Origin of the sequence: Mesorhizobium sp. LMG17149 (assembly GCF_024518695.1) — a bacterium.
Classification (GTDB): domain Bacteria; phylum Pseudomonadota; class Alphaproteobacteria; order Rhizobiales; family Rhizobiaceae; genus Mesorhizobium.
Genome location: NZ_JANIFL010000005.1, coordinates 484,434 through 503,786 on the forward strand (window position 1 = coordinate 484,434; position 19,353 = coordinate 503,786).

General features: G+C 62.3%; 19 protein-coding genes. 11 read left to right on the forward strand and 8 right to left on the reverse strand.

The annotated features are described in order from the left end of the window. Window positions 1-105: 105 nt before the first annotated feature. Entirely contained in the window at window positions 106-381 is a 276-nt protein-coding gene (locus NP945_RS14405) for an exopolysaccharide production repressor exox (protein WP_256746706.1), read from the forward strand. A gap of 97 nt (window positions 382-478) precedes the next feature. On the opposite strand, the gene NP945_RS14410 is transcribed toward NP945_RS14405, so the two are convergent. The 6 genes from NP945_RS14410 to NP945_RS14435 all read right to left on the reverse strand — a co-directional run bounded on the left by NP945_RS14410 (window position 479) and on the right by NP945_RS14435 (window position 6,385). Then, window positions 479-2,323, reverse strand: a complete 1,845-nt coding sequence (locus tag NP945_RS14410) for an ABC transporter ATP-binding protein (protein WP_256746707.1) — start codon at window positions 2,321-2,323, stop codon at window positions 479-481. 8 nt (window positions 2,324-2,331) lie between these two features. Continuing rightward, window positions 2,332-3,255, reverse strand: coding sequence for a serine kinase (locus NP945_RS14415; RefSeq protein WP_372337969.1), 924 nt, complete (start codon window positions 3,253-3,255; stop codon window positions 2,332-2,334). Between the two features lie 59 nt (window positions 3,256-3,314). Next, window positions 3,315-5,237 (reverse strand): lasso peptide isopeptide bond-forming cyclase, encoded by a 1,923-nt coding sequence (locus NP945_RS14420; protein WP_256746709.1) that lies wholly within the window; start codon window positions 5,235-5,237, stop codon window positions 3,315-3,317. Further along, window positions 5,234-5,797 carry a lasso peptide biosynthesis B2 protein gene (locus tag NP945_RS14425; RefSeq protein ID WP_256746710.1) on the reverse strand — a complete coding sequence of 188 codons (564 nt, stop codon included), beginning with the start codon at window positions 5,795-5,797 and terminating at the stop codon, window positions 5,234-5,236. The genes NP945_RS14420 and NP945_RS14425 overlap by 4 nt, the downstream gene beginning before the upstream one ends. Next, window positions 5,781-6,095: a PqqD family protein gene (locus tag NP945_RS14430; RefSeq protein ID WP_127267623.1), complete on the reverse strand. Its 315-nt coding sequence runs from the start codon at window positions 6,093-6,095 to the stop codon at window positions 5,781-5,783. The genes NP945_RS14425 and NP945_RS14430 overlap by 17 nt, the downstream gene beginning before the upstream one ends. 137 nt (window positions 6,096-6,232) lie before the next feature. Next, window positions 6,233-6,385: a lasso peptide gene (locus NP945_RS14435; RefSeq protein ID WP_013891488.1), complete on the reverse strand. Its 153-nt coding sequence runs from the start codon at window positions 6,383-6,385 to the stop codon at window positions 6,233-6,235. Window positions 6,386-6,899: 514 nt separating this feature from the next. Between NP945_RS14435 and NP945_RS14440 the strand changes: the two genes are divergently transcribed. The 9 genes from NP945_RS14440 to NP945_RS14480 all read left to right on the forward strand — a co-directional run bounded on the left by NP945_RS14440 (window position 6,900) and on the right by NP945_RS14480 (window position 15,393). After that, a complete protein-coding gene (locus NP945_RS14440) occupies window positions 6,900-7,178 on the forward strand; it encodes a hypothetical protein (RefSeq protein WP_256746711.1) in 279 nt (92 codons plus the stop codon). Continuing rightward, window positions 7,179-8,030: a nucleotidyltransferase family protein gene (locus NP945_RS14445; protein ID WP_256746712.1), complete on the forward strand. Its 852-nt coding sequence runs from the start codon at window positions 7,179-7,181 to the stop codon at window positions 8,028-8,030. Window positions 8,031-8,125: 95 nt separating this feature from the next. Continuing rightward, window positions 8,126-9,148 (forward strand): glycosyltransferase, encoded by a 1,023-nt coding sequence (locus NP945_RS14450; RefSeq protein WP_127328803.1) that lies wholly within the window; start codon window positions 8,126-8,128, stop codon window positions 9,146-9,148. Between the two features lie 291 nt (window positions 9,149-9,439). Further along, window positions 9,440-9,835: a hypothetical protein gene (locus tag NP945_RS14455; protein ID WP_127322326.1), complete on the forward strand. Its 396-nt coding sequence runs from the start codon at window positions 9,440-9,442 to the stop codon at window positions 9,833-9,835. 149 nt (window positions 9,836-9,984) lie between these two features. Continuing rightward, window positions 9,985-10,842 (forward strand): family 16 glycosylhydrolase, encoded by an 858-nt coding sequence (locus NP945_RS14460; RefSeq protein ID WP_127328801.1) that lies wholly within the window; start codon window positions 9,985-9,987, stop codon window positions 10,840-10,842. Window positions 10,843-10,909: 67 nt separating this feature from the next. Continuing rightward, window positions 10,910-12,241 carry a UDP-glucose/GDP-mannose dehydrogenase family protein gene (locus NP945_RS14465; protein ID WP_127267657.1) on the forward strand — a complete coding sequence of 444 codons (1,332 nt, stop codon included), beginning with the start codon at window positions 10,910-10,912 and terminating at the stop codon, window positions 12,239-12,241. A gap of 92 nt (window positions 12,242-12,333) precedes the next feature. After that, on the forward strand, window positions 12,334-13,776 hold the full coding sequence (locus NP945_RS14470; RefSeq protein ID WP_256746713.1) for a GMC oxidoreductase: 1,443 nt from the start codon (window positions 12,334-12,336) through the stop codon (window positions 13,774-13,776). A gap of 13 nt (window positions 13,777-13,789) precedes the next feature. Beyond that, a complete protein-coding gene (locus tag NP945_RS14475; RefSeq protein WP_127267655.1) occupies window positions 13,790-14,239 on the forward strand; it encodes a hypothetical protein in 450 nt (149 codons plus the stop codon). Window positions 14,240-14,313: 74 nt separating this feature from the next. Further along, window positions 14,314-15,393, forward strand: a complete 1,080-nt coding sequence (locus tag NP945_RS14480) for a glycosyltransferase (RefSeq protein WP_256746714.1) — start codon at window positions 14,314-14,316, stop codon at window positions 15,391-15,393. Between the two features lie 18 nt (window positions 15,394-15,411). On the opposite strand, the gene NP945_RS14485 is transcribed toward NP945_RS14480, so the two are convergent. Both NP945_RS14485 and NP945_RS14490 read right to left on the reverse strand, forming a co-directional pair. After that, window positions 15,412-16,434: a phosphoribosyltransferase family protein gene (locus NP945_RS14485; RefSeq protein WP_306283151.1), complete on the reverse strand. Its 1,023-nt coding sequence runs from the start codon at window positions 16,432-16,434 to the stop codon at window positions 15,412-15,414. A 52-nt stretch (window positions 16,435-16,486) separates the two neighbouring features. Continuing rightward, a complete protein-coding gene (locus NP945_RS14490) occupies window positions 16,487-17,983 on the reverse strand; it encodes a lipopolysaccharide biosynthesis protein (protein WP_256746716.1) in 1,497 nt (498 codons plus the stop codon). Window positions 17,984-18,168: 185 nt separating this feature from the next. On the opposite strand from NP945_RS14490, the gene NP945_RS14495 reads away from it, so the two are divergent. Beyond that, window positions 18,169-19,341: a glycosyltransferase gene (locus tag NP945_RS14495; RefSeq protein WP_256746717.1), complete on the forward strand. Its 1,173-nt coding sequence runs from the start codon at window positions 18,169-18,171 to the stop codon at window positions 19,339-19,341. Window positions 19,342-19,353 lie beyond the last annotated feature (12 nt).

A 19,353-nucleotide genomic window follows, 5' to 3' on the forward strand; every position in this document is an offset into this window, starting at 1 on the left:
GCAACCGGTCGAGAGTGGGCGACCTTAACAAGCCCACATGACAAGGGACGGCGCTCGGGTGGGGCAATCGTGATAATACCCGAGCCGGTTTATGGGCTGTTGGGTATGGCACTTCCAAAATTCATCCTCGGGATGATTTTCGCTCTGGCGATCGTCGTCGGCTGGTCCTGGCTGGGCGGAGCGTCGATAAGCACGATATTGGTGCGCGTCATCATCTGCGCCGTGATCATTCAGGCCGGCTATTTCGTGCTCATCTACACCATGATCGCCAGGAGCGCGCCGACGCCTGCCGACATAGCCCGTGACGCCGAGCGCAAACTGAACGCACCAGAGGTCGCCGAAAGCGAGAAGCTGGGCGGTGCCAGGCGCGGCCTGCATTGATGCAGATTGCTCAAACCTGCCCCCGGTTTGTAGGCATGCTTCGAAACAAGAGACTAGGCGCCGCGTGAATCCGTTTCGGCGCGTCTTGGTCGCCGGCTCACGCGACATCGGCGGGTTCGCTCTCTGACTGTTCCCCCGACAGCATCCTCGACAACCGGCTGCCGTTTTTTTCCTTCAGCCGCTGATATTGGCCGACCTCGACGATACGGCCGTTTTCCATCGCCACCACCCAGTCGGCGAAGGCGATCATCGACGGCCGGTGCGCGATGGTCAGGATCGTCATCGTGCCGCGCAATCCGTCGATCGACCTGGCGATCAGCGACTGGTTCTGCCAGTCGAGAGCGCTGGTCGCCTCGTCCAGGATGAGCAGTGACGGCTTGCGCAGCAGCGCGCGCGCGAGCGCGATGCGCTGGCGTTCGCCGCCCGAGAGCCGCACGCCGCGATCGCCGACCACCGTCTCGAGCCTGAGGTCGAGCCGTTCGACAAACTCGCCGGCGTGCGCCTGATGCAGCGCGGCCCACAGGTCGCCATCGCTGGCCCGTGGCGCGGCAAGGCGCAGGTTCGCCGCGATCGTGTCGTGCAGGAGGAACACGTCCTGCGGCACATAGGCCACCTGGTCGCGCCAGCGACGGCGATTGCTGGCATCGATCTCGACGCCGTCGACAAGCATCATGCCGGTGGTGGGCTCCAGCAGGCCAAGCAGCATATCGGCGATCGTGCTCTTGCCCGATCCGGACGGGCCGATCAGGGCGGTGACCTTGCCGGCGGGCAGGCCGAAGGTGATGCCGCTCACCACCACCTTGTCGCCAGCATCTCCATAGGCGAAGGAGACACCGCGAATATTCAATCCCGTATTGAGGGAGAGTGTCCCGGCGTCGGCGAACTCGGTATGGCCTGGTTCGCGTTCGGCATCGAAACGTGCCTGCAGGCTGCGCATTGCCGTAAAGGCGGGCAGGTTGATCAGCACTTGCTGGGCTTGCGTCTGCATGTCCATGAAGCGCGGCGCGATGCGCATGAAGACCAGGAGCAGGACGACGATTTCGGCCAGCGACAGGTTGAAGCGAACCAAAGCCACATAGATGAACAGGCTCAGGCCCACCACGCTCGCCACTTGGAATACCGCGGTGCCGATGGTGCTGTTGCGCACATAGTCGATGTTGTCGGCCTTCATCTTCTCAAGCGTCGACCGCAGCTGCGCGAAATAGCTGTCCTCGACGTTCAGGCTCTTGGCCACCTTGATGCCGCCGAGAAATTCCGAGACCGTCCGGTACTGATCCTGTCGATTGGCGGTCAGCACACGGCCGAAGGCAGTGGCCCGTGTCCGGAAGGGCTGCAGCGCCACGAACATCAGCATGCCGATGACGACGGCAAACAGCGTCATGACCGGCGAGATGAACATGGAAACCAGGAGATAGCCAGCCAGAAGAACGGTGATCTGCACCAGCATCAGCAGTGAGAACGCCGCGCCCTGGACGCGGTCGATGTCGCCGGTCAGGGCATGATCGAGGTCGGAACTGCGCATGCGGGTAAAAACGCCCCAGCGCGCCTTGCCGATGCTTTCGAACAGGTTCATGCGAACGCGGTTGACGAAATCGAACAGCAATTTGGCCATGTAGACCGACTTGAAGCGATTGAACGCCGCCTGCGCTGCAACAAGCCCGACCAGCATGCAAAGCACGGTCGTCAGTTGCAGCGTGCCGTCAGGCACCAGCCAGCGCACGAAATCATTGTTGGGCAGCCGAACAGCGAAATCCTGGTCGGCGCGTCCGACCAGATGCAGCAGCGGGATGAGCAGCAGGATGGAGATGCCCTCGGTCAGGCTGCCGAGGATGAGGAAGAAAAGCGCCGTCCATGTTCGCCGGCCGCCGATCCGGGCAATGGCGGCGCCGAATGCGGCAATTTCTCGAAACAGCGACAGGCGAAGGGTTGGGGGCTTCGACATGGTTGCGCTCACGACCGCCGGCTGCCAGCCGACAGATCCTTTTCGATCAATTCCACGGCTTCACCGATCCTGTCCAGGCCCGTCGGGACTTCCAGCCGCCGCACGCCGATATGGTTGGCAATCCATGAACATTGCCGAAGATGCGCCGCCGCGAAGTCGTCGGGGAGGGCCGCGCGGCCGAAGCGCGTCACATAGGAGAATTTGATGATGGCCGGCAGGGCGGCAATGGCGGGCAAGGGCGTGATGCCAGCCCTTTCGCCGCGCTTGAGGATGTAGATCCTGGTCGCCGGCACCTTATCGCCCGAAAAGTCACCGTTCAGGCGATGCTGCATCTTGTCGATCGCCGGATGCACTTGCGGCCGCACTTCCGCTTCCCCGAGCGAGATCGCCGCCGCGGCGTCGGCCGCCAGCTTGATCTGCGGAAAGCCCGGAACGGTCATTGGCTCACTCGGATTGGCGAGGTCCAGCGCCACCACATCATCGGTAAGCAGTCGATGCCCGGCCCGGATCATCGCACTTGCGGTCGTCGACTTGCCGGCACCCTTGTCACCCATGAAGATGGCGCTCGTGCGGGCGGCGGCGATGGCGCTGGCATGCAGGACAAGCAGGCCGCGCCGGTGCAAGAGCAGCGCCATGACCGGGCCGAGCAGCGGAAACGCCAGCAGCGCGTCGTCGACGCCGGGCGCCGGTTCAATGTCGATACGGTTGGAATCGGTGATCAGGAACGCGCCCACGGCATGCCAGGCCAGATATTGCCGGTCCGGCTCGAAGCGAAAGTCGGTCGCGGCTTCGGGCGCCGGCTTTGGCAGGTCGATCACGCCGACGGCGATCACGACATCCGCCGCCCCGGGCGGCGCCGGCTGCAGTTCGGGTAACATCACCTCCGACGCGATGGTCAGACCATAGGCGCGGTAGAAGCGGCGTTCTCGCATGGCCCGGCCATGCGGACGGGGATTATCACTGTATGCGGCCATCGGCTCGTTGCGCGGCATCACGTGGGGCTCCCGCCGTGCTGGAGTTGCCGCAGCCAGAGCGACAGCGAGGCCGAGCGCCAGACATACTGGACATCCAGGGGGGCTGCCTGATCGGGCTGGCGCAGCAGCCGCGCATAGGCAGCACTCACTTGCGGCAGATTGACATAAGGCGCGATGCGGCCTGCATCCGAGACCAGCAGCTGTTCCAGGAGGTCGCGATGGTTGCGCAGCATGCCGTTGACGAGATTGGCGGTGAAGTCGATCTTGTCGCGTCGCCACTGCACCGCCTCCGGCAATACGCCTTGCATGGCGCGACGCAGCACATAGCGACCAAAGCCGTGGCTCAGCTTCTCCTCGCCCGGCAATGCCAGGCAGAACTCGACCAGCGGCTTGTCCCAGAATGGGTATCGCGGCTCGACGCCGAAATTGGCGGCGGCCTTGTCGAGAACCTCGAAAGCATGCGGGACATAGCCGTTCGACAGGATCCAGCGATGGCTCAAGGCGTCGCTGGCCTGAACGCCGGGCGGCATATAGCCGGCCCGGTGAAACCGGTCGACAAGCTCGGTGCGCTTGGCAAGGTCCGGATTGATCAGGTCGCGCCAGCTTCGTGCGCGCTGCACGTGCGCGGGCTTGCGGATCCTGTTCAGGGCACGGTTGGCCAGATGCCTCAGCTTGGCGATGCGCCAGGCCGGCCCGTAGAGGGTCAGGAACTGGAGATAAAGGCCAAGCGTGCTGTCGCCATAGGTATTGGAGGCGCTGCGGACCTCGCGCCACAGATCCATCCATCGGCCGCCATTCGCAAGCTCGTGCAGGTGACCATGGCCTTGGGAAACGACCTCGTCGCCGCCATGGCCGTCCAGCAGCACCTTGATGCCCTTGGCGCCGGCAGTCCGGTAGATCCCGCGGGTAAGCGTCAGGCCCGGCGCCAGGAACGTTCCTTCCTGTTCTTCCAGCACGCGTTCGAATTCGGCGAATGGGGCATAGTTGCCGACCGGGATCAGTGTCGCGTCGACCTTCTGCTGGTCGAGAACGGCATCGATGAAGGGCCGCTCGTCCATCGGCGAGCCCTTCTCGAAAACCAGCGAGAAGGTCGGCAGCTTCGGCTTGCGCGCAGCGGCATTCTGCAGGCCGGCGACACAGGCGATAGATGAGGAATCGAGGCCGCCGCTCAGCATTGCGCCGACTGCCGAGGTCCCTCGCATGCGGTTGCGCACCGATTGCGAGAACAGATGGGCGAATTCCTCCGATGCATCCGACCGCAAGGGCCGCGCCGACGGCTCGATCTGCCAGTATCGACGCAACATCACCTGTTGCGCGGTGACGGTCAGGCTGTGGCGGGCCGGCAGGCTGAATATATCGCTGTAGGGGGTCGACTGCGGGTCGTCGGGAAGCCCGGCCAGGAAGCCGGAGATCTGGCGCTCGCTGACACGTGCGCGGATACCTTCGACGCCCAGGATCGGCCCGATCTCGGACGCGAAGGCAAAACGCCGGTCCGCCGCGTGGTAGTAGAACTGCTTGACGCCAAAATGATCGCGCGCGCAAAACAGCGATTGCCGCTCGTCATCCCAGATGGCGAACGCGAAATCGCCTTGGAGATGCTCCGGACAGGCTTCGCCCCAACGCAGATAGGCCCGCATCAGCACGATCGCGTCGGCCATCGACTGGTCGCGGATACCGAGCCTGGCCAGCAACTCGTCACGGTTGTCCAGCCGGCAATCGGCGGTGATGGCGAGCCGGCCGCCAGCCATCGTCAAAGGGCCTGGACCGACCTCATCCGATGTGTTGAGCCAGGCGTGGCCAAGGGCGATGCTGGTGTCCAGCCACCAAGAACTGCCGTCGGGACCGCGATGGCGCATGCGCGCCAGCATTTGCTGAATGTCTGCCGCCGCGACCGCCGGTGCGTGTGCTCCGCGCAGCAGGATTCCAGCGACGCCGCTCATCGGCTGCCGTGGTCGACGAGATGGGCGAAGCCGTCGATCGATCCGCCAAGCACGATATGGTTGTCGCTGACCAGCCAGGCATGTGCTTTCAACTGCTCGCCCGTACCACGTTCGATGCCGATGCGTATCGTCGATTCATTGCCTTGGCGGGCGAGAATATACTGGCCGGAGAGCGCTTGGGTCAGGCATGTAGCGTAAGGGACGAAACGGGCCGCGGCGGCAACACCCCAGGCGACACGCCGCAGTTCGCCCATTGAAGCGCACTGCCGTGCGTCTAGGCGCGTCACCAGGCTGCGTACACGATTGTAGGACAGCAGCGTCAGCCCCAGCCGAACTGTCGCCACCACCAGCAGGCAATGGCCAAGGAAGATCATTTCCGAGCCGCTCAGGGAGAAAATCCTGACCAGCCCGTGCCGGCTTCCGCCGCGCTTCGACTGCTTGAAGCCTGTTTCCCTCGCGGGTTCCTGCCGTAAGGCCGTGGCCCGCGAAACCAGGGCCCGCGGAACTATGGCCTGCGAAACCAGCGCCTTGTGCTGGGCCGGCTTAGACAAGTGCCTCATGATGCCGTCTCGCAAGCCCATTATCGGTCAGGCCCTTCAGCAATGCGTCGACATCGGCCTGGCAGCGCACCGGGTCGACATTATAGCGCGCAAGCACGGCGCTGCGGATGTCGCCGATCGACCGGGGCTCCTGGATCAAATCCCAGATGAAGGCGCCGACGCCATTCAGGCTGTAGTAGACATTGGATTTGAGATTGAGCAGCGCCAAGCCATCGCCGAACTCGCAAGCCACGGCATCCTTGGTCGCACTCACGCTATCGTGGTCGGCCAGATCATGGTCGGATTGCTTCCCGTTCATCCCCGCACCTCACTGACAAAACGCTTCGACATCTCCGGTTGGCGCAGGAGAAGTCGGGAGGCTGGCCCCCCGACCCCTCTTACGTCTGCTTTTGAATCCAGAGTCCCAAAATGTCACTCTGGAAACGGCTATAAGTCTCAGGAGAACGTCAGGTCGCCGATCGGCGTGTGCGCGGGGAACGACGCGTCGATCGCCGTGTTGCCGCCGCCACCCTGGGTGATGGTCTCAATCGAACCATGAACCGTCAGGCTTGGTGTCTCGTATTCATGCTTTTCAACATTCTGTTCCATTTTACTCTCCGATTTAGGACTGGAAACGGCCTGTCGAGTGCCGTCAGCACTTTTATGCTGCAATGCAATAGCTGCACGGCAGCATTTATGAGTCAAGACTGTTTTACCTTCCGTTAATCAATTACGTTGCTGGCGTCAGGACATGAGCGGCCATGCCTAAAACTTGTCACTTTTTAGCCGATTCCTTGGGCATGATGGCAGCGCCTGTGCTGATTCTTTAAGCATATGATTTTGCTTGCATAAATCGTTTGCTTTGTGCTTATTTTTAGGCTTCGCTAATGGAAAGAATTTTCTGTTTGGAAAATTCGGCCGGGGATCGGCTAAAAGACCTGGCAAGGATATTTCAGCCGCGGTTCTCACTTCTTTCCGACGCGATCTCGATAGACGCTTCGGTTGCAAAAATTCGCACTGCAAAAGGAAAGGCTTTACGGCATCGAGGTTTTTGGTGATGTTTGCTTCGCACGTGCAGCATAAGTGTTCGCGCAAACCGCTTTCTTGGGAGATTGTGCGCTAAATGGCCTTGCCTGACGGCTCATACGAACGATTGCGCGCCGCCGGCTGTGCCGACGAGGTGGCCTACGTGCAGGCCTGCCTGCGATTGTATTTCGCCGGACCGCACGCCGGCGCGGGCGACATTTCGATGCGTGATCTGGACGGTGCCAAAATTGCCGACATCGCCAGGCTGAACAAGGTCGCCACCTTTGTCCTCAAGGCCCTTTCGCGCGCACCCGCGCTTGAGAGGCCGCCTGAGCTTTTCCGATGGCTCGACACCTACCGCAGGAGGACGGTTTAGATGAACGCGTCCTGCATCATGGATTCCATGGCGGTCCATGATGTGCTGCGCGCCAGCGAGATCGATTTTGTTTTTCTGAAGGGTCCGTTCCAGCAGCAGCTTCTCTACGACGACCACTTCATGAAGCCGTCCGGCGATGTCGACATCCTGGTTTCGCCGCTCGGATTTTTCAGGGCGCGTGATGCGCTTCGCCAGATCGGTTATGAGGTATCAGGCAAGTCGAACTCCGTCTGGTGGGTCCGCTTCCTCGGCGAACAGCACATGACCCGGGACGACGGGCCGAGGTCGTCCACGGTAGATCTCCATTACCGCCTCCAGCAGCCCGGCTCGCCAAGCCCGCGCGACGCGGACGGGTTCCTGCGGCGCAAGCGACAGGTCGAAATCGCCGGTGCGACGGTGCCGTTCACCTCGGTGGCCGATACTTTGCTTTTGTCCTGCATCAGCGTCGCCAAGGCACTTTTCAACCGGGAACCCTGCGCGGGCTACGTCTGTGATATCGGTGCCAGCGCCGCCCGCCTCGACGAGGGGGATCAGCAGCGTTTGCTCGATGCCGCAACCGTGCAAGGTTTGGACGACACGCTGCTGCTTGGCCTGCGCGCCGCCGATGTGCTACTCGGCGGCGCTGGCACGCTGCTGTCGCAGCGCGCGACCAGGATCCTGTCGCGCATCGGCAATGAGGATCTGCTCAGCATGGTCATCGCGCCATGGCTGCCGTCGCTGCGGTGGCCACAGCGGCGAACGGTGCTGTGGGAACTGTGCGGCCGCGCGCCGGTCCGCTATCTGGCCGAAGCCGGTTGGGCGGCGTCCGCCGATATCAGCCGCCGCATCTTCGAGCGGCCGGGGAGTCGCTGAATGAAGGCAAATTGGGTGCTGGTGGCAATTCTGTAGGGCATCGAAGGAGTACGGGGCGAGGGCAAATCGATATTACCTGTACGAGAGGCAAATCCATGTCGATGACGAAATCCGAGGTCTGCGTGATCATCGCGGCAAAAAACGCGGCAGCGACAATCGCCGTCGCCATCGCATCCGCGTTGCGCGAACCGGAAGTGGCGGAGGTCGTCGTTGTCGATGATGCCTCCACCGACGACACCGCCGATGTCGCACGATCCGCCGATGATGGCAGCGGGCGGCTCTCCGTGATGCGCCTCGATGTCAACCGCGGCCCCTCCTTTGCCCGCAACGCAGCGATCGCCGGCTCGAAATCGCCGTTCATCAGCATTCTTGATGCCGACGATTTTTTCCTCGAAGGCCGGTTTCGCAACCTGTTTGCCGGCGCCGATTGGGATTTCGCGGCCGACAACATCATGCTGATCAGGGATGATGCGACGGGCGACGCGACGAAAATCGTCGCGCCGCAATTTGCCGCCGATCCGGAATTCCTCGATTTCGAGCGCTTCGTCGAAGGCAACATCTCCAGGCGCCGCGTGCAGAGGGGCGAACTGGGCTTCTTGAAGCCGGTGATCAGCCGTGCCTTCCTCCACCGCCACGGGTTGAGCTACGACGAGAGCCTGCGGCTGGGCGAGGACTATGAACTCTACGCCCGCGCGGTCGCATGCGGGGCGCGGTTCAAGGTCATTCGCTCCTGCGGCTACGGCGCCGTCGTCCGCGCCGATTCTTTGAGCGGCCGCCACAAGACCCAGGACCTGAAGCGTTTGGCCGATGCGGACCTGGCGCTGCTGGCGATCGACAGTCTGCCGGAAGGCTCGAAGGCGGTGCTGCGGCGGCATGAACGGCACGTGCGCGACAAATATCGGCTGCGCAATTTCCTTGACGTCAAGGCTGAGCGGGGGCTGGCATCGGCCGCGGCTTACGCTTTCGCCAGCCTGTCCAACCTCGTCCCCATCGTCCAGGGCGTGGCTTCCGACAAGCTCGAGGCGCTGTTTCGTCGCGTCGGCCTTATGTCCAGCCAAAAGCCTGTGCCGCCGCGGCGCTTTCTGATGGCTGGAACCAGCATGGGCAAGGAACGCTGAGAGCGAGGCCCGAGGCCTGCGGTTTGTCCGCTCGCGACACGTCATCACGCAAACCATTTCGGCTGGATTTATGAGTTTACGAATTGGGTGGTTGCCTCGCGGCTCCGACGATGGCAGTCTATGTTGCGGTGCAGCATAGTGGACGACCAGCCGAACTGGCCCCCGATCGGATTGGTCCGATGTCTCTCCCTCAAAAGGAGCAGGACAACGCAACACGAGTTTTTGAGCCCCGGCTGCGGGGATCGGCCAGAAGCCCGGCCCACAAGCCGGCGATGACAGGAACCTGAGCCCATGGCCTCGATATTCGGTTTCAGATCAAGGGATCCGGCCCGCGACCGGCAGGCCGATGTTTCACGTCTTGATCGTCTGGCAAAGCTGTTCGAACAGATTGCGGCCGAGATCGAGGCCGAGAGAACCGGGCTTGAGAATCGCTACCGGACAACGTCGACCAACGCCGCCTTCCTGGTCGAAGCCATGGAAAACGGCTCAGCGTCCGACAAGCGGTCTTCGGAAGTCAGCGCACTGACACAGTCGATCCTGAATTGCGAACGCCGCATTGCAGCGCTGTCACGCCAGGACGGTATGATGAAAGAGCTCCGTCATTCGCTGGATATGGTCTTCGACGAGGACGCCGATTCGGCCGCCTCGGCGGAATTCGCCTGGCCGGCAGGCGCCGGCAGAGGTTGAAACGTGAAGGCTCGGAACTGTTGCAACAGATTTGATGCAAGGCGGGAAGCAATCGAGAGGGTCACAGGGAAGGTCAAGGTTGGCCCGTTCAGGAGCGGTTCGCACGTCGACTTTGGGTTGGGGACACACAGCGCAAAGGTGAGTTTGATATGAAGTCGAATCCGAAACCTACGACAGCAATTGACGCGCCGCCTCTCGCATATCGGACCGGACAAGCCGCCTGGCGACGGCTGGGGTCGCTCGGTGCGTTGCTGCTGGCTGCTCTCGGTGGTTTCCTGGCAACCCCTTCCTACGCCCAGGACATTCCGACATCGCCGTCCTTCGTCGATGATTTCAAAAGCTTCGATCGCGCGCGCTGGTATGTTTCCGACGGCTGGAACAACGGCAGCCATCAGAATTGCACCTGGTCGAAAGGCATGGTCGAACTGTCGAATAATGTGCTGTCGCTCGGCTTCGAAAAGCAGACGCTGAAGGATCGCGACTACGTCTGCGGCGAGATCCAGACCAAGCAGCGCTTCGGCTACGGCACCTATGAGGCACGGCTGAAGACCGACACCGGCTCCGGCCTCAACGCGGCGTTCTTCACCTATATCGGTCCCAGCGACAAGCAGCCCTGGGACGAGATCGACTTCGAGGTGCTGACCAAGGACACCTCCAAGGTGCAGGTCAATGCCTATATCGCGGGCAAGGGCAAGAACGAGAAGCTGGTCGACGTGCCGGGCGGCACGGAGAACGCCTTCAACGACTACGCCTTCGTCTGGCAGAAGGACAGCTTGCGATGGTACGTCAACGGCCAGCTGGTGAACACGATTACCGACCCGGCGAAGCTGCCCAGCCATGCACAGAAGATATTCTTCAGCTTTTGGGGCAGCGATACGATGAAGGGTTGGATGGGAGCGTTCGCGGATCCGGGCCGCAAGCTTTCCCTGCAGATCGAGCGGGTTGCCTTCACGGCGCTCGGCGAACCCTGTCAATTTCCGGAATCGCTGGCATGCAGTGTAAAGTAGTTGGGAAAGTCGATTTGAACCGGCGGGACCGAAAACGGTCCGCTGCCTTGCATGGGAATGAAACCGAATGAATTTGACGGTGTTTGGAATTGGCTATGTCGGCCTCGTGCAGGCTGCGGTCCTTGCCGAAGTCGGGCACCAGGTGGTGTGCGTCGACATCGACGCCGCCAAGGTCGAGCGGCTCAACCAGGGCCTGGTTCCCATTTTCGAACCCGGTTTGGAAAACCTCGTTAAGGAAAACCATGCTGCCGGCCGCATCAAGTTCACCACCGATGCCGCCGCCGCTGTCAGGCATGGCGAGATCCAGATGATCGCGGTCGGCACGCCGCCGGGTGAGGACGGCTCGGCCGATCTCAAATATGTGCTGGCCGTCGCCGAGACCATCGGCCGCGAAATGGACAAACCCAAGATCGTCGTCGGCAAGTCTACGGTGCCGGTCGGCACCTGCGAAAAGGTGAAGGCCAGGATTGCCGACACGTTGAAGAAAAGAGGCCGCGAGGACCTGGCTTTCGATGTCGCTTCGAATCCCGAGTTCCTCAAGGAGGGGTCCGCGGTCGCCGATTGCATGAAGCCGGACCGCATCATCGTCGGCACCGACAGCGAGGACACCGAGGCTGTGATGCGCGAACTCTACGCGCCGTTCAACCGCAACCACGAGAAGATGATCGTGATGGACGTGCGCAGCGCCGAATTCACCAAATATGCCGCCAACTGCATGCTGGCGACCAAGATCAGCTTCATGAACGAGATGGCCAATTTGGCCGAACAACTCGGCGCCGACATCGAGGAGGTCCGCAAGGGCATCGGCAGCGATCCCCGCATCGGCTACCATTTCATCTATCCGGGTCTGGGTTATGGCGGTTCGTGCTTCCCCAAGGACGTGCGGGCGCTGATCAAGACCGCCGAAGGCGTCAAATTCGACGCCAAGCTGCTGCGCGCCGTCGAGGAGCGCAACAACGCACAGAAATCGGTTCTCTTCGACAAGGTGGACCGCTATTTCAAGGGCAACCTCAAAGGCAAGACCTTTGCGCTCTGGGGCCTGGCCTTCAAGCCCAACACCGACGACATGCGTGAGGCGCCGGCGCGCGTCCTGATGGAAGCGCTCTGGAAGGCCGGCGCCAATGTGCAGGCCTATGATCCCGAGGCGATGCAGGAATGCCAGGCCATCTACGGGCTGCGCGACGACCTGCTTCTGTGCGGCACCAAGGAGGCGGCGCTGCGCGGTGCCGATGCGCTGCTGATCGCCACGGAATGGAAGAGCTTTCGCGCGCCGTCCTTCGACGCGGTGAAGGATGCGCTGATTACGCCGGTCATCTTCGACGGCCGCAACCTCTATGACCCCAAGGTCATCGCCCGCCACGGCATCGAATATCACTCGATCGGCAGAATGGCGGCATGAGACCAGGCCCTGGCAGACGGATGCAAGACCGGTCCGCACATGGCCTGCGGGCGCTGGGACTGAGCGCGTATTTCTGTGTGGAGTTGTAGCCGATGGTGCTGGACGTAAAGCCGGAGCAAATCACCAAGGATCATTTCGATCTCGTAGCGATCGGTTCCGGCTTCGGTTCGGCCTTCTTCCTGCACGAGTTCGCCAAGCGCCGAAAGGCACGCATTCTGGTGCTGGAGTGGGGGCGCCACAACACCCATGAATGGCAGCTCGAGCAGAACGTCAACACCGACATCGAAGACGAAACGACCTACAAGACCAATTCCAACAAGCCGTGGAACTACACGATCGGACTGGGTGGCGGGACGAACTGCTGGTTCGCGCAGACGCCAAGATTCCATCCCAATGATTTCCGGCTGAAAAGCACCTACGGTATCGGCAATGACTGGCCGATCAGCTATGACGACGTCGAGCCGTTCTATTGCGACGCGGAAGACATCATGTCGATCTCCGGCGATCCCGACATGGCGGCGATGCTGCCCCGCTCGAAGCCGTTTCCGCAACCGCCGCATCGCATGTCGACACCGGACAGGATGATGAAGGCGGCGCAGCCCGGCCAGCACTTTGTCATGCCAACCGCGCGGGCGCGGCTGCCGACATCACAACGCACCTCGTGCTGTGCCAATCTGCGTTGCTGGCTGTGCCCGGTCGACGCCAAATTCACCGTCAACAACGGGTTGATGCACGTCTTCGAGCATCCCGACGTCTCGGTCTGCCTCGGTGCGGAAGTGCGCCGGCTCGATCACGTCGGCGGCGCTGTCCGTTCGGTCACGTTCAGCCATGACGGCAAGGAATACCAGGTCAGCGGCGATCTCTTCATTCTCGGCGCCAATGCCATCCAGAGCGCGGCGATCATGCTGCGATCCGGCCTGGGCGGCGAATTCGTCGGCAGCGGCCTGCATGAATCCTACGGCTGGAATTTCGAGGTCTATCTGGACGGCGTCGACAATTTCGATGGCAGCACCATCACCACCGGCCTGAATTTCGGCCTCTATGATGGTCCTCACCGATCGGAGCATGCGGCGGCACTGGTCTATTTCGAGAACCGCTGGCAGCACGGACTGCGTGCCGAAAAAGGGCGGCTACGCCAGGCGCTGCCGCTTGTCGTGGTCACCGAGGACTTGCTCGATCCCGAGAACTTCGTCACGCTTGACGAGGATGAGAATGCCTTCGTCAGCTTCAAGGCGCCATCGGACTATGCGGTGAAGGGCATGGCGCGCGCTCTGGAGAAACTGCCTGGCCTTCTGGCGCCGCTGCCGGTCGAAAAGCTCTTCGACCGCGGCATTCGGCCGAGCGAATCGCACGTCCAGGGCACGCTGAGGATGGGTACGGGCCCAGCCGATTCGGTCATCGACAGCGGCATGATCCACCACCAGCTCAGAAATCTGGTCGTCGTCGGCACAAGCACCTATCCGAGCTGCTCCTGCGCCAACCCGAGCCTGACCGCGGCAGCGCTGTCCTTGCGGGCGGCGAGCCGGATCGCGTGAAAGGAGGTATCGCATGATCGAGATTTCCAGACGCTCGGCCCTGGCCGTCATGGCTGGCGGAGTGGTTTCGACAGGGGTCGCCTACGCCGCCGTTTCCTCGTTCTCGGACGAGGATCTGGTGCGCGTCACGCTGGAAAAATACCTTGGCAAGTTGAACATCCGCATCGAGCATCTGCAGCAGTTCGTTCTGGCGTTCCGCAACAGGAATCCGTGGAACTTTCCAAGCGAAAAACTAAGCGACGCCGTCACGCTGGTGGAGGAACTCAAATTGGGCGCAGCACGCCGCCTGCTGCCCGAGCGAAAGCGGGAAGATCTAGTGCATTTCGACCGCTGGGTGGTCGCCGAATTCCATATGCTGACGGACTATGCCTGGCGCAGTTCGCCCAACGACCCGATCCGATTTACCGGCTGGCAATCGTGTACCAATCCCTTCGCCAATCTGGAGCCGCCGAAACTTGCCTGACGTCGAAAGCGAGGCGGCGGACTTTGCCTGTTGTCTCCGAGCAAGGAATACGAGATGCGACAAGGAGCCCGATCATGAAAGTTCTCTTTGCAGGCGGCAACGGCTACCCGCCCGAGTTCAGCGGCGGCGTTCAGTCGAGCACGCATCATCTGGCCGAACAGCTGATCGAGCACGGTCATGAAGCCGCTGTGCTCGCCGCCCTGTTCGGTGATGGTGTCTTCGGCTTCAAGGCGCGCGCCAAGATGAAGCTGCTGCGGCAGCCGGCGGTTGTCGACAGCTATCCCGGCTATCCGGTGGTGCGGGCCTGGTTTCCCTGGGAAGCAGCGGGCTATGCCGTCGACAGGCTGAAGCCCGATGTCGCCGTGGTCCAGTGTCACAAATCGGTTCCGATCGGCAAGGCGCTGCAGGCGGAGGGCGTGCCTCTGGTCGTCTATCTCCGCAATGTCGAGTTCCATGAACTGGGCGGCGATCTGCGCGAATTGCATTCCGCGCTTTACATCGCCAATTCTGACTTCACCGCACGTACTTACAGACAGGAGTTCGGCATCGAGGCGGTGGTGATCCCGCCAACCATCAACCCGGCGCACTACTCGACGCCGACGACGGGCCAGTTCGTCACGCTGATCAACCCTTATGAGGAAAAGGGGTTCGAGCTCGCGGTGCGGATTGCCGGCGCCTGCCGCGAAATTCCATTCCTGTTCGTCGAAAGCTGGAAGCTCGACGACGATCATCGGGCGCGGATCGAACAGACGATCGCTCCCTTAGGCAATATCGTCCTGGAGAGCCGCACCAGCGACATGAAGACGGTCTACGGCCGCACGAAGATCCTGCTTGCTCCCAGCAAGTGGGAAGAGGCCTGGGGCCGCGTCGCGTCGGAGGCCCATTGCAGCGGAATCCCCGTTGTCGGCTCGCGGCGCGGCGGTCTGCCCGAAGCGATCGGCTCCGGTGGCGTGGTGCTGGATTATGATGCACCGCTGGCCGACTGGGTCGCGGCCGTCAGGCGGCTGTGGAACGACAATCAGGAATATGACCGGCTTTCCAGCCTCGCCCGCAGCTTCGCGGGGCGCCCGGAACTCGATCCCGATCGCCAGTTCATCACCTTCTTCTCGATACTGGACAGGGCCATGCAGCAACGCGCGCGGCAGGCGGCCTGACGGCGCCGCCTGAGCAGGTCAGGCCGGGCGTTTGACCCGGCTTTTCAGCGTCTCGTAGCCGCGGGCGCCAAGCAGCGCGCGGGCAATGGTCTTGGCGGCGCTTTTGCGGCCCTCTTGCGACTTGATCTGCCGCAGCCTTGCCGGCAGGTTCCTGGCCGCCTGGCCAAGTGCCGGCAGCGACAGCGTGTTGGGAAAGCTGACCATATGCGTTTCGACGCACAGCACCGGCTTGCCTGACAGTTCGGTGATCCTCAGCGCCTGTTCGTGCTCGCTCTCGATGAACAGGATGGCATCGGACTTGCGGTAGAAATCGGCCTTGAAACTGCCATGCGCGCCGAGCCGTTGCCGTTCCGCCTTGCTCGGCAGATCGAGCATGATCAACTGGTCGTATTTGATCTCATGCTTGGCGAGCCATGCCTCGGTGAGCGCGCGGTATTTCTCCAGTCGGCTGGTGACCAGCCAGCCGATCCTGTGGGTCGCGACATGGAGCGGCCGCGCTTCGCTGAGGAATTTTTCATAGGCCGGGCCGTCGTCGTTTTCCGCCTCTGTCGGATCGAGGCACAGCACGCCGTCAATGTCGACGCAGCATTGCGCCAGGAATTTGTGATGCATGAAGTTCCACTGGAACATGCGCGGATGCGGCACGACTTCGAAGACGAGGTCGGTTTCCTGGTGCTGGGGCTCAAGGCCGAACACGGCGGCAAAGGTGAACTCCGCCTTGATGCCCGCAGCCTGGATGCGGGCGCGTGCGTCACGCATGGCGTTGCCGCCGGCGACGCTGTCGTCGATCACCAGCACCTTGCGCATCTCGGAAACCTTGCGGTCGAGAGCGGCATGGCGCTTGGTGACGCCAGACGTATAGATACGCCCTTCCAGGAAGCTGTCGAGATCGGTCATCGGGATGTTCGCGGCAAGGCTGACCAGCGTCGCTGCCAAAACGCCGCTTCTCGGCACACCGACCACCAGGTCGATGTCGCGCGGCAGCCGGTGCAGGCCCCTGACAATGGCGTCGTTCATATCGGAGATCGATCGGTAGTGCATGGTTCAGACCTGGTCCTGGAGGAGATGTCCGTAGCAGTCGAAGACGCCCAAATTATTGCGCTTCGCGCGCCGCCGCCGCAGGCAGCCTTGCCGGCAGCATCTTGAGGGCCTCGCGCAAGGCTTCGCGGCCGGAGGCGAATGCCAGTGCGATGAGGATGGTGATGAGGTAGGCGAGCACGGCGCCGCTGGCCAGGGCGACGACATGCTGCTGCGGCAGCGCTGGCTTGATGAACCAGATGCCGGCCAGTGCCAGATGGGCGCCAAGCACGAACGGCGTTGCCGCGCGAAGTACATGGTGCGCCTGAAGCGGCCCGCTCTTGCCGACATAGAGCCACAGGAACGGCGTCCGCAGATATTCGCTGATCGCATAGGCGATCGCCACGCCCAGCGCGCCATAGGGTAGGCCGAGCATGAAGGCCAGCACCGACGTCACGGCCGTTATGACGCCCCAGCGCATGAAATCACCGGAGCGGCCCTGGCTGACGAAAAGCCACCCCGCCGGATTGTTGAGCGGCTGCAGCAGCCCGGCAAAGCCCAGCGCCAGGAAAATCGAGGCGCTTGCGCGCCATTGCTCGCCGAGCACGAAGGGGATCAGCACATCCGACATCGCGGTGGCGAAGGCGACGCCGGGAAGCGCCACCAGCAGGATCAGCGGCATGACGCGCAGATAGGCGCTGCGGTAGCGATCCGGCTCATCCTTCAGCCTCGAAAGCGCCGGAACCATCACCTTCGACAGCGGGTTGGTGATCTGGCTCAGCGGAAACAGAAGCAGCTTGTAGGCGCGGTCATAGAGGCCGAGTTGCGCCTCGCCCCAATATTTGCCGATCAGCACATTGTCGAGGTTGCGGGCAAAGAAATTGGCGAAGTTGAAGCCGGTGATGCCGGCGCCGAAATTGATCAGATCGCCGATGCCGGCGACCTTGCGCGGCAGGCCCGGACGCCAGCGCGAGCTCGCCCAATAGCAGAGCGTCGGCAAAACGGCACCGGTCAGCGTGCCGGCAAACAGGGCCCAATAGGAGCGATCGATAAAGGTCCAGGCGATCGACACCGCAAGCCCGGCAATGGCGCTGGCGACGTCGATGACGGCCAGCCGGCCGAACTGCATGCGGCGCGTCAAGAGCGCCAGATGCTGGGCGCCCAGCCCATAGGCCATGATCTGCAGCCCGAACGCAGCCACCAGGCCCGTCACGCGCGGCTCGCCGTAGAAGGCGGCAACCAGCGGCGCCGCACCCGCAAGCACGCAAGCCAGGAGCGCGCTGACCGCGACATTGATCCAGAAGAGGTAGTTCACCTCCTCATGCCGGATGCCTGACTTCTGGATCGTCGCCTGGGTCAGGCCGAAATCCTGGAACAGGGCGATAAAGGCAAGCACCGGCGCGCACATCGCCACGACGCCGAAATCCTGTGGCGACAACAACCGCGACAAGACGATAACGGACAGGATCTGTGTCGCGACCCGCACCGATTGCGCCATGGCCGTGACAACCGCGCCGCGCCCAACCGATTTGCGCAAGGAGCCTTCTGGCGGATCGAATGCATTGGCTTCCAAATTCAGGATTCCTGATTTTTTACGTTGATTTCCGAGCCCGAAAATCCACGACCGCCGCCGACCACAAACTACGGCAATAATTTTGCAGTGCAACAGAAAACGTGGACCGCCGCACCAAAAATGTTGCGATGCAGCAAGACCTGTACTAGCATTCCCTCGGGTGGGCCAACAGCGGTCGAGTTTTTATGCTGCATGTCTTGTACCTTGTGCACGACGTTTCCGACCCGGCGGTGCGCCGGCGGATCACGATGCTCAGGGCAGGTGGGGCCCAGGTCACTTTGGCCGGCTTCCGTCGCACCGCGAATCCGATTGCGGATATCGAGGGACTGCGGCCGATCGACCTCGGCGCGACGCGTGACGGGCGATTCGGCCAACGCCTCGCGGCCGTCGCCAAAGCAGCCGTTTCGATAGGCTCGACGCTTGGCGGTATGCCAAAACCGGATCTCATCATCGCGCGCAACCTGGAAATGCTGGCGCTTGCCCGCCGCGCCAGGTCAGCCTTCGGGGCATCGGTTCCGATCGTATACGAGTGCCTCGACATTCATCGGCTTGTGCTGCGCAACGATGTCCTGGGCAAGGCGCTGCGCGCCACCGAGCGCTTTCTGGCCAGGGATGTGAAGCTGCTGGTGACCAGTTCTCCTGCCTTTATCGCCAATTATTTCAAGCCGTTCGGCCAGGTTGCGGCACCCATCGAGCTGGTCGAAAACAAATATTTCGAGGCCGCGACGATCTTGCCCGGCGCTCCGGAGACTGAAGAGAGCCCGGTCGGTCCGCCATGGCGGATCGGCTGGTTCGGTGCGCTGCGCTGCCGACGCTCACTCGAGCTGCTTGCCGATTTCTCCCGCCGCATGGAGGGCCGCTTCGAGATCGTGCTGCGCGGACGTCCGGCTTTGTCGGAATTCCCTGACTTTCACGGCTTTGTCGAAGCCGAGCCGTGGCTGTCGTTTCTCGGGCCCTACCGCAATCCGGAAGACATGGCGGCGATCTACAACGATGTCCATTTTTCGTGGGCGATCGATTTCTTCGAGGCGGGGCAGAACTCCGAATGGCTTCTGCCCAACCGGCTCTATGAAGGCTGCCGCTTCGGAGCGGTGCCGATCTCGATGGGCAACACCGAGACCGGGCGGTTCCTCAAACAGCAGGATATCGGCGTGATGTTGCCGCAAGCGTCGCCCGAAGCGCTCGAAGCCGTGCTCGGCAAGATGGAGGAGCATCGCTTCGCCAGGCTGAAGGAGCGCGTTCTGGCCCGCAATCCGAGGACCTGGAGCTACGATCGCAGCGATTGCCGGGCGCTTGTCGAGCGGCTGCGCAGCCTGACGGCCGTGCCCGGCTCCTTTGCCGCCGAGGCATTGGCATAGGATGGCCAAGGA

Excerpts from the sequence above, each read along its gene's own strand:
- NP945_RS14405 (WP_256746706.1), top strand. The coding sequence starts at position 106 with ATGGCACTTCCAAAATTCATCCTCGGGATGATTTTCGCTCTGGCGATC.
- NP945_RS14410 (WP_256746707.1), bottom strand. The coding sequence starts at position 2,323 with ATGTCGAAGCCCCCAACCCTTCGCCTGTCGCTGTTTCGAGAAATTGCC.
- NP945_RS14415 (WP_372337969.1), bottom strand. The coding sequence starts at position 3,255 with ATGCGAGAACGCCGCTTCTACCGCGCCTATGGTCTGACCATCGCGTCG.
- NP945_RS14420 (WP_256746709.1), bottom strand. The coding sequence starts at position 5,237 with ATGAGCGGCGTCGCTGGAATCCTGCTGCGCGGAGCACACGCACCGGCG.
- NP945_RS14425 (WP_256746710.1), bottom strand. The coding sequence starts at position 5,797 with ATGAGGCACTTGTCTAAGCCGGCCCAGCACAAGGCGCTGGTTTCGCAG.
- NP945_RS14430 (WP_127267623.1), bottom strand. The coding sequence starts at position 6,095 with ATGAACGGGAAGCAATCCGACCATGATCTGGCCGACCACGATAGCGTG.
- NP945_RS14435 (WP_013891488.1), bottom strand. The coding sequence starts at position 6,385 with ATGGAACAGAATGTTGAAAAGCATGAATACGAGACACCAAGCCTGACG.
- NP945_RS14440 (WP_256746711.1), top strand. The coding sequence starts at position 6,900 with ATGGCCTTGCCTGACGGCTCATACGAACGATTGCGCGCCGCCGGCTGT.
- NP945_RS14445 (WP_256746712.1), top strand. The coding sequence starts at position 7,179 with ATGAACGCGTCCTGCATCATGGATTCCATGGCGGTCCATGATGTGCTG.
- NP945_RS14450 (WP_127328803.1), top strand. The coding sequence starts at position 8,126 with ATGTCGATGACGAAATCCGAGGTCTGCGTGATCATCGCGGCAAAAAAC.
- NP945_RS14455 (WP_127322326.1), top strand. The coding sequence starts at position 9,440 with ATGGCCTCGATATTCGGTTTCAGATCAAGGGATCCGGCCCGCGACCGG.
- NP945_RS14460 (WP_127328801.1), top strand. The coding sequence starts at position 9,985 with ATGAAGTCGAATCCGAAACCTACGACAGCAATTGACGCGCCGCCTCTC.
- NP945_RS14465 (WP_127267657.1), top strand. The coding sequence starts at position 10,910 with ATGAATTTGACGGTGTTTGGAATTGGCTATGTCGGCCTCGTGCAGGCT.
- NP945_RS14470 (WP_256746713.1), top strand. The coding sequence starts at position 12,334 with ATGGTGCTGGACGTAAAGCCGGAGCAAATCACCAAGGATCATTTCGAT.
- NP945_RS14475 (WP_127267655.1), top strand. The coding sequence starts at position 13,790 with ATGATCGAGATTTCCAGACGCTCGGCCCTGGCCGTCATGGCTGGCGGA.
- NP945_RS14480 (WP_256746714.1), top strand. The coding sequence starts at position 14,314 with ATGAAAGTTCTCTTTGCAGGCGGCAACGGCTACCCGCCCGAGTTCAGC.
- NP945_RS14485 (WP_306283151.1), bottom strand. The coding sequence starts at position 16,434 with ATGCACTACCGATCGATCTCCGATATGAACGACGCCATTGTCAGGGGC.
- NP945_RS14495 (WP_256746717.1), top strand. The coding sequence starts at position 18,169 with ATGCTGCATGTCTTGTACCTTGTGCACGACGTTTCCGACCCGGCGGTG.